Consider the following 8,490-nt stretch of genomic DNA (forward strand, 5'->3'; position numbering starts at 1 on the left):
CCGGCCACCGGCGTGCAACGCGACTTGGCCTTCCAGGGGTTCGAGGCCGATCGCGACACCCTCAAATACCGCTGTCCGGCCGCGGCCTTTGGGCTCGACTGCCAGGGTCGTGAACGGTGCCATCAGGCGGGCGGGGTCACGCCCGGCGACNANGGGCGCATCGTGCGCATCAGCCTCGCCGACCATGATCGGCGCATCTTCGTGCCGACGCCNTATGGCAGTCCCAGTTGGGAGCGCGGTTACAACCGCCGNAGCGCCTTGGANCGGATCAATAACCGCATCGATAACAGCTTCGGCTTCGAGCGGCATTTCATTCGCGGNCNGGCCAAGATGCAGACGCGCGTCGGCTTGGCGCTGGCGGTCATGATGGCCATGGCGCTGGGACACGTCAAAGCCGGTCGCCCCGCGCAGATGCGTTCGCTGGTTCAACCCATCCCCGCGACCGGCTAATCGCGGTTTCCACCGCTTGCGGTCAGGCCGCCAACGCGTCGCCTGCGGGTGCGGCTGTCCGCAGAACAGAGATGTTGAGAATGATTCTCAAATAGGCGCCGCAGCGACCCGATGTCATCGGTGCGCGCCAGGAAATGCCTGTGCGTCAGCCCGCCTGACGCCGACCCCGGTCCCGGCGCGTCCGCGAAAAACGCCGCAGCGCAAATGTCTCAGTAGTCCCGGCAGGTCGCTTTATTGGCTTTCTTTTGACACTATCTACGACCCGGTTGTTTCCTAAATCCGGATCTGGGCCTCCCGGCTCCGTTTCGATCACTCCCCCAGACGGACCGCACCACGCGGTCGAGGCGTCAGTCATGAGTATGATGCAGCAAATCGTTGACGGTCTTCACGGTGTGAAGATCGAGGTGCAGATGCTCGCCGCCGAGGTGATCGCCTTGGTGTTGGGTCTCTGGCTGATGTTCCGAACCACCCAGGTCGCGGGCGAATTCCCCACGGCCGCCTAGCCCTGACCTGGCGCCCTTGGCCTCCGACCGCCGAGCCGCGGTGGGCGTATCTGACGCCTTGAGAAAAATTGCGGCCAAACCTGGGATGCGGGCGGGACGCCCGCTCTCCGATTGACCGCGCTGACTCAGTGTGATGACGAATTAAATGTATCTAAACATAGTTGGTTTACTCGTCGGGACCGTTTTCTTTGCCTTTTCGCTGGCGCCTTCGCTGCTGCCAAGACCGTTTTTCATTCAGGGTATTCTTTCCGGCCTGTCATTTTCGGCCGGCTATGGTCTCGGCGTTGCCACGGTAGCCCTGTGGAACTATCTGCAACTGCCGGTGTGGCGCTTGCGTACCGCGATCATCATCAAGTCCATCGCAGCACTGCTCTGCCTGTTTGTCGCGGTGAGTTTTCTGTGGCAGGCGACCTCTTGGCAGAACGCGCTGCGCGAGATGATGGGCATGGAGGAGTCAGCCGGCCTGCAACCATTGATGCTCGGCCTGATCGCGGTGTTGTTGTTCGTGGTCCTGCTGGCGCTCGCGCGCTTGTTCCGCTGGGTGTTTCGGATTCTTTCGGTCAAACTGCGGCGTTTCGTGCCGCCGAGAATTTCGCATCTCCTGGGTATTATTGCTGCCGTGGCGCTGTTCTGGTCCGTGATCGACGGCGTCTTGCTGAGCAGCCTGCTGCGTGTGGCCGATCGTTCGTTTCAGCAACTCGATGCGCTGATTCAGGACGATTTGCCGCGTCCGACTCGTCCCGACCAGACCGGTAGTCAGGCTTCCCTGATCAATTGGGAAGACCTCGGCCACCAGGGCCGCCGTTTCGTTGCCGGCGGACCCGACGCCGAAGACCTGAGCTATTTTTTTTCGGCCCCGATGCCGGCGCCGATTCGCGTCTATGTCGGCTTGAACTCAGCCGACAGTCCCGCGCAGAGAGCACGTCTGGCACTGGAGGAGTTGAAGCGCGTGGGCGGCTTCGAACGCTCGATACTGCTGCTGGTGACACCGACCGGCACCGGCTGGGTCGATGCATCATCGCAGAATCCGGTCGAGTACCTGCATCGTGGCGACATTGCCACGGTGGCGGCCCAGTATTCGTATCTGAACAGCCCGCTCGCGCTGCTGACCGAGGGCGCGTATGGCGCCGAGATGGCCCGCGTCCTGTTCTCGGAGGTTTATGGTTATTGGCGTAGCCTGCCCCGCGACGCGCGGCCAAGGCTATACCTCAACGGTCTGAGTTTGGGTTCGTTGAATTCCGATCTTTCGTTCGATCTTTACGACATCATCGATGACCCATTCAACGGCGCACTCTGGAGCGGCCCGCCCTTCCGCAACGACGCCTGGCGGCGCATGACCGATCAGCGCGATCCCGGATCGCCCGCGTGGCTGCCCCGCTTTCGTGGTGGGGCGGTGGTACGGTTCATGAACCAGGACGGCGGATTGGCCAGCGGCGATCAACCCTGGGGGGCCTTTCGGATCGCCTTCCTCCAGTACGCGAGCGATCCGATCACCTTCTTCAGTCCGCAGTCGGCGTGGCGTGAGCCGGATTGGCTGCAGGCACCCCGCGGCCCCGACGTGTCGCCTGACCTGCGCTGGTTTCCACTCGTGACGATGCTGCAACTGGTTGCCGACATGGTGGCGGGCGTTACCCCGAAAGGCTTCGGTCACGAATTCGCGCCGGCCCACTACATCGACGCATGGCTGCCGCTGACCGAACCACCCGGCTGGAGCGACGCCGAAGTGGCGCGGCTAAAGACGCTCTTCGAATGAACGGCGAACCCCCGCCCACTGATGTAGACCAGCAGGTCCGGCTTTGTCTGCGTGAGTCGCTCACCCGAGTGCAAGCTTCCGTGTAGAGAGATCAACCCTGTTCCCAGTTAAGGAGCCATCGCCGCTATGAATGTGCTATCCACCTTCAGTCCACCCGCCCGCGGTCTGATCATCGCCGGGGCCGTCGCGCTGGTCATCACCTTGATGAAGACCGCGGCGCCGCTGCTGACGCCGATCCTGCTCGCCATCTTCATCGCGATCGTCGCCACCCCGGCGCTGGCCTGGATGCGCCGCAAAGGCGTGCCGAAATGGGGCGCGCTATTCGTGATCGCGTTTGTGCTGCTTGATATCGGCAGCCTGCTGGCGCTGGTGACGACCGGGGCGCTCGAGGGCTTCAAGGACAGCCTCCCGGGCTATCAGGAACGCTTCGCGCTGCTGGCCCAGCACTTCGGCGGCCTGATGGCGGGGACCGGCGTCGACAACCCGGCCGCGGCGGCGACGGACCTGATGGACCCGAGCAAGCTCACGGCCCTGGTGCCGCGATTGTTGTCCAGCGCCGGCGGGGTCTTCGCGACCGGGCTGCTGGTGCTGCTCACCGTCATCTTTATCCTGCTTGAGGTGCCAACGATGGCGCCGAAGCTGCGGGCGGCCTTTCACATCACGGAGGACGGCGAGGCGCGGCTGCAGCGGATGCTGGACAACATCAATCGCTACATGCAAATCAAGGCCCTGACCAGTCTCGCCACCGCCGTCTGTGTCTGGCTGCTGCTGTGGTTTTTCGGGATCGACTTCGCCATCCTGTGGGCCGTGCTGGCCTTCTTCCTGAACTTCCTGCCGGTGGTCGGCAACATCCTGATGATGATTCCGGCGGTTCTGCTGGCACTGGTACAGGTTGACTTGGCCACGGCACTGATGGTGGCCGCCGGTTACCTGGTGATCAACACCGCGATCGGCAATGTCATCGAGCCGCGGATCATGGGTCAGGGGCTCGGCATCTCCACACTTGCGGTATTCATCGCTCTGCTGGTCTGGGGCTGGCTGTTCGGCACCGTCGGCATGTTCCTGGCCGTACCGCTGACCACGGCACTGATCATCGCGCTCGATGCGAGCCCGCATACCCGACCGCTCGCCATCCTGATGGGGCCGGCGATCACCGAGGAGCCCGAGGGCGCCGCCCCGGCAGCGGAGCCGGATGCGACCGTGAAAGAGGATTGAGGGCCGCGTGCGGGCCTCGATCAAGATTCCGACCACTTGGGCTCACCGGGTGCGTAGTCAGGCCATCCTGGCCTGACACCGTCAGGGCTGGAAGCCCTGACTACGCATGCCGCCGGCCGGGATTACGATCAAGGCCGTTCTTGCGGCGTCACGTCGCGCCAGGCCAAGGCGGGCGCGGCGACGAGCATCCCAACGAGCGCAAACAATGAAATCTTCATCAAATAACCTCTCGATTTGCCATTGAAATACCTCGTCAAACCGACCCCATGACGGCCGGTTATTGTCCGACTTTACCGCTCGGGCAAAACCTTGGCAACCCCCTTGCAAGGACATCCGTGGCCCCCACCTGCCCGCGAGAGTGGCCGCTGAGGTCATCACTGCGCCAACCCTCAATCCGGCGGGATTGATGAGGAGAAACCGATGCAATTCGCAACCCTGCTCGCCGGGCTCGATCGTCCAGCGCTGGCCTGGGCCGCCGATGGCTTGGGTCTTGCCCTGCTGATCGCCTATCACGTCTATCTATGGCGCATCTTTCACCGGGAGCCGGAGCGGACTTATCGCGGCCGCTCCAACCGGCTGCGCCGGGCCTGGGTCGCGACGGTACGCGCCGGCGACCGGGACATCCTGGCCGTCCAGACCCTGCGCAATTGGGTGATGTCCGCAACACTCTTCGCGTCCACCGCCATCGTGGTCGCCCTCGGTGTCGTCGGGGTGGCCTTCGACCGGCTCGAACTGGGCGGCCTGTCGCAGTCGCTGAGTCTGGCACCGAGCGGTCCGGGCCTGGTGCAGTTCAAGCTGCTGCTGCTTGCAGCCATCTTCGCCTACGCCTTCCTGCATTTCCTGCTGGCGCTGCGCTACTACAACCACACGGGCTTTCTGATCAACCTGCCGTCCGAACATTTCACTGGTTCCGACATCGACCAGGTTGCCGACACCCTCAATCGCGGCGGCGGCCACTACCACCGCGGCACCCGCGGCTTTCTGCTGGCAATCCCGTTCGTACTCTGGCTGATCGGACCGGACTGGTTTCTGGCGGGTGTCGGTCTCTGTATTCTGCTGTTGTATCGCTTCGACTTACGGGTTGACGGGGAGCCCGCGCGGGCGGCGGCGGCCCCCGGTGCGTTCGACCTCGGCGACCCCTACGCCCTGCAGGGCGACGCGGTCCTGCACGCACTGCACAGCACGGCGGACGGCCTGACGGCCGCCGAGGCGGCCAAGCGCCTCGCGGCGGTGGGTCCGAATCGGCTCCCGAGCCCGCCGAAGGATGGACCGATCAAGCGCTTCCTGAAGCATTTCAACGATATCCTGATCTATATCCTGATCGCCGCCGCGGCCGCAACGGCGCTCAAGGGTTACTGGATCGACACCTGGGTGATCCTCGCGGTGGTGGTCATCAACGCCGTCATCGGGTTCATTCAGGAGGGTCGGGCCGAGGAGGCCCTGGAGGGCATCCGCAAGATGCTCTCGCTGCACGCTCACAGCCGCCGCGGCGGGCACTGGATGGAGGTCGAATCGGCCGAGCTGGTCCCCGGCGACATCGTGCGCCTGCGGGCCGGCGACCGGGTACCGGCGGACCTGCGCCTGCTCGAGACGGTCAATCTGCGCATCGAGGAATCCGCCCTCACCGGCGAGTCGGTGCCGAGTACCAAGGGCAGCGAGCCGGTGGACGATACAGCCGGCATCGGCGATCGGCGCGGGATGGCCTACTCGGGCACCCTGGTGGCGGCCGGACAGGGCACCGGGGTCGTGACCGCCACCGGACCCCACACCGAATTGGGCCGGATCAACCGGCTGATCGCGGAGGTGGAGACCCTGGAAACCCCGCTGACGCGGCAGATGACCGCCTTCGGTCGGGTGCTCTCGGTGATCATCCTGGGGATGGCCGTGGCGATGGTCCTGATCGGCTGGTTCCTGCACAGCTTCGGCGTCGAGGAGCTGATGATGGCGACCATCGGCTTTGCCGTGGCCGCCATCCCGGAGGGCCTGCCCGCCATCATGACCATCACACTGGCGCTCGGCGTTCAGAAGATGGTGCGGCGCAACGCCATCACCCGCAAACTCCCGGCGGTCGAGACCTTGGGCTCAGTCACCGTGGTCTGCTCGGACAAGACCGGTACCCTCACCCGCAATGAAATGACGGCGCGCCATGTGGTCACCCGGGTGGATCAATACGACGCGGCCGGGATCGGCTATGCCCCGGACGGACACCTGTCGCTCCACGGACAGCCGATCGACGTCGCGGCCCACTCGGACCTGCAAGCCTTGATCGAGGTCATGGCCGTCTGCAATGACGCCGAGATCGCCGAGGAGGACGGTCACTGGCGGGTCATCGGCGAGCCGACCGAGGGCGCGCTGCGCACCCTCGCCCACAAGGCCGCCTTCGCCGCCGCGGAGTACGCGCGCCTGGCCGTCGTGCCGTTCGACTCCGATCTGAAGTTCATGGCCACACTGAACCGGCTGCCCGCGGGCGGCCGGCGCATCCTGATGAAGGGCGCGCCCGACCGGTTGCTCGAGCGCTGCGTCGGCCAGCGCGCCGGTGACGGCGCCGAGGAACCGCTCGACCGCGCCTTCTGGGAGGCCCAGATCGCCCGTCTCAGCGCCCAGGGGCTGCGGGTGCTGGCCGCCGCGAACCGCGAGGTCGCAGCGGACAAGGACGACCTCGAGGTCGCCGATGTGGAGCAGGGAATGGTGTTCCTGGGCCTGGTCGGCATCATCGATCCGCCGCGACCGGAGGCGATCACGGCCATCGCCGCCTGCCGCCAGGCCGGCATCGCGGTGAAGATGATCACCGGCGACCACGCCGGCACTGCCAGCGCCATCGGCCGCGAGATGGGCATCACCACCGACGACCGCGCCGTCACCGGGGCCGAACTGGAGGCCGCCAGCGACGCGCAACTGCAAACCATCGTCGCCGAATACGCCATCTTCGCCCGCACCAGCCCCGAGCATAAGCTGCGGCTGGTCCAGGCCCTGCAAGCCAATGGCGAGGTGGTCGCGATGACCGGCGATGGGGTCAACGACGCCCCGGCGCTCAAGCGCGCCGACGTCGGCATCGCCATGGGCATCAAGGGGACCGAGGCGACCAAGGAGGCGGCCGAGATCGTGCTGGCGGACGACAACTTCGCGTCGATCGAACGGGCCATCGAGGAAGGCCGCACCATCTACGACAACCTGCAGAAGTCGATCCTGTTCCTGCTGCCGACCAACGGCGCCCAGGCCCTGGTCATCCTGGCCGCGGTCCTGTTCGGCTTCACCCTGCCGCTGGCCCCGGTACAGATCCTCTGGGTCAACATGGTGACCGCGGTCACCCTGTCCCTGGCCCTGGCCTTCGAGCCCTCCGAACCAGGCGTCATGAGCCGACCGCCGCGGCAGCCGGGTGCGCCCATCCTGGGCTGGTATTTCATCTGGCGTATCGCCCTGGTCTCGGTGCTGATCGGCGCGGCCACCACCGCCGTCTTTCTATTCGAGGAGGGGCGCGGCTATTCGGTGGCCGCGGCCCAGACCATGGCGGTCAATACACTCGCATTCGGGCAGTTGTTCTTCCTGTTCAACAGCCGGTTCCTGCACGCCTCGGGCCTGCGGATCAGTCTGTGGTTCACCAACCGCGTGGTCTGGATAGCCGTCGGGGTGCTGGTCCTGTTGCAACTCCTCTTCGTCTATGCCCCGTTCCTGAATCGCTGGTTCCACACGGCGCCGCTGGCCGCAAGCGACTGGCTGTTGCCGGTCGGCATCGGGGTCGGCATCTTCCTGGTCGTCGAGTTGGAAAAGGCCGTGGTGCGGTGGGTGGCGTCCCCGCGAGGACCGCGGCCCAGTACCTGAGAACGAGCGCCGCGGCGCCTGGTGTCACATGGACCTTATCGTCATCGCGGATGCCGGTCAGCAGTTCCAAATTTGGGTGGCCGCCGCCAACAGCGTGCCGGCCGCGAGGCTGATGGTGGATGCGCTGCGCTTATCCACCCTACAAAACCGGCTCCGCTGTAGGGTGGATAAGGCGCGCCGCTCGGTGTCAGGGGCCCGGCACGACGGTCGCGCGCGCCGCATCCACCAGGGATCGCGCGATGCCGCCCAAATTTGGAATTGCTGGATGCCGGTCCGCTGATCGCCCTGGCGGCAACCGGTCGGCTAGACTTGATTGGTCCGAATCTTTTGGGGCATCTGCGCTCTGGGGGCGACCAGCAAATCCAGACTTAATTGAGCCTGGCGCCTTTGGGCCTCTCCGCCGGGCGACTTTTCAGTTCAGTGGGTTGAGGAGACCGCTAGAGGCTCTACTCAAAGGCGAGAACGAGTCGCTTGCCCAGCGCGGCGGCGGCCCGCTCCAGTCGTCTTAGGGTTGGGGAATGGTGCGGGTCCTCCAGTCGCTTGGCCGCGGGCCAGGAGGTGTCCAGGGCACGGGCCAGTTCGGCGAAGGGGCGATCCGCGCGTGCCCGGCGCACCAGCAGTGCGGCCTGGATGCGGGCGCTGGGGGCAATCAACAGTGCGTCGGGGGCGAGCGAGGGCGCGGGGATGGGCTGCCCTTCGTCCATCCGTCCATCCAGGGTCAAGGTCAGCACCTCGGCAGCGTTGAATAGG

The 8,490-nt window shown here is 65.4% G+C and carries 7 protein-coding genes; 5 read left to right on the forward strand and 2 right to left on the reverse strand.

The window, feature by feature from the left end; all coding sequences use genetic code 11:
- Window positions 1-803: 803 nt before the first annotated feature.
- From A39O_RS40260 to A39O_RS0104155, 3 genes are all read left to right on the forward strand, one after another.
- The gene (locus A39O_RS40260; protein WP_020503445.1) at window positions 804-953 is read left to right on the forward strand and encodes a hypothetical protein; all 150 of its coding nucleotides are present in this window, start codon (window positions 804-806) and stop codon (window positions 951-953) included.
- 145 nt (window positions 954-1,098) lie between these two features.
- Complete coding sequence (locus A39O_RS0104150; RefSeq protein ID WP_020503446.1) at window positions 1,099-2,706, forward strand: alpha/beta hydrolase; 1,608 nt, start codon at window positions 1,099-1,101, stop codon at window positions 2,704-2,706.
- Window positions 2,707-2,832: 126 nt separating this feature from the next.
- Window positions 2,833-3,921, forward strand: a complete 1,089-nt coding sequence (locus A39O_RS0104155; protein ID WP_020503447.1) for an AI-2E family transporter — start codon at window positions 2,833-2,835, stop codon at window positions 3,919-3,921.
- Window positions 3,922-4,049: 128 nt separating this feature from the next.
- Here A39O_RS0104155 and A39O_RS42520 read toward each other — a convergent pair whose 3' ends face one another.
- Window positions 4,050-4,139, reverse strand: a complete 90-nt coding sequence (locus A39O_RS42520; protein ID WP_245561765.1) for a PGF-CTERM sorting domain-containing protein — start codon at window positions 4,137-4,139, stop codon at window positions 4,050-4,052.
- A 202-nt stretch (window positions 4,140-4,341) separates the two neighbouring features.
- Between A39O_RS42520 and A39O_RS31910 the strand changes: the two genes are divergently transcribed.
- Complete coding sequence (locus tag A39O_RS31910) at window positions 4,342-7,740, forward strand: HAD-IC family P-type ATPase (protein ID WP_020503448.1); 3,399 nt, start codon at window positions 4,342-4,344, stop codon at window positions 7,738-7,740.
- Window positions 7,741-7,768: 28 nt separating this feature from the next.
- Complete coding sequence (locus A39O_RS0104165) at window positions 7,769-8,020, forward strand: hypothetical protein (protein WP_020503449.1); 252 nt, start codon at window positions 7,769-7,771, stop codon at window positions 8,018-8,020.
- A gap of 166 nt (window positions 8,021-8,186) precedes the next feature.
- On the opposite strand, the gene A39O_RS0104170 is transcribed toward A39O_RS0104165, so the two are convergent.
- Window positions 8,187-8,490, reverse strand: a 304-nt coding sequence (locus A39O_RS0104170; RefSeq protein ID WP_020503450.1) for a helix-turn-helix domain-containing protein, incomplete at its 5' end; no start/stop codon positions are given.

Origin of the sequence: Lamprocystis purpurea DSM 4197, assembly GCF_000379525.1 — a bacterium.
GTDB classification, from domain to species: domain Bacteria; phylum Pseudomonadota; class Gammaproteobacteria; order Chromatiales; family Chromatiaceae; genus Thiodictyon; species Thiodictyon purpureum.

Bases quoted from the DNA above. Each gene is read 5' to 3' on its own strand.
- A39O_RS40260 (WP_020503445.1), top strand. From the start codon at position 804: ATGAGTATGATGCAGCAAATCGTTGACGGTCTTCACGGTGTGAAGATC.
- A39O_RS0104150 (WP_020503446.1), top strand. From the start codon at position 1,099: ATGTATCTAAACATAGTTGGTTTACTCGTCGGGACCGTTTTCTTTGCC.
- A39O_RS0104155 (WP_020503447.1), top strand. From the start codon at position 2,833: ATGAATGTGCTATCCACCTTCAGTCCACCCGCCCGCGGTCTGATCATC.
- A39O_RS42520 (WP_245561765.1), bottom strand. From the start codon at position 4,139: ATGAAGATTTCATTGTTTGCGCTCGTTGGGATGCTCGTCGCCGCGCCC.
- A39O_RS31910 (WP_020503448.1), top strand. From the start codon at position 4,342: ATGCAATTCGCAACCCTGCTCGCCGGGCTCGATCGTCCAGCGCTGGCC.
- A39O_RS0104165 (WP_020503449.1), top strand. From the start codon at position 7,769: ATGGACCTTATCGTCATCGCGGATGCCGGTCAGCAGTTCCAAATTTGG.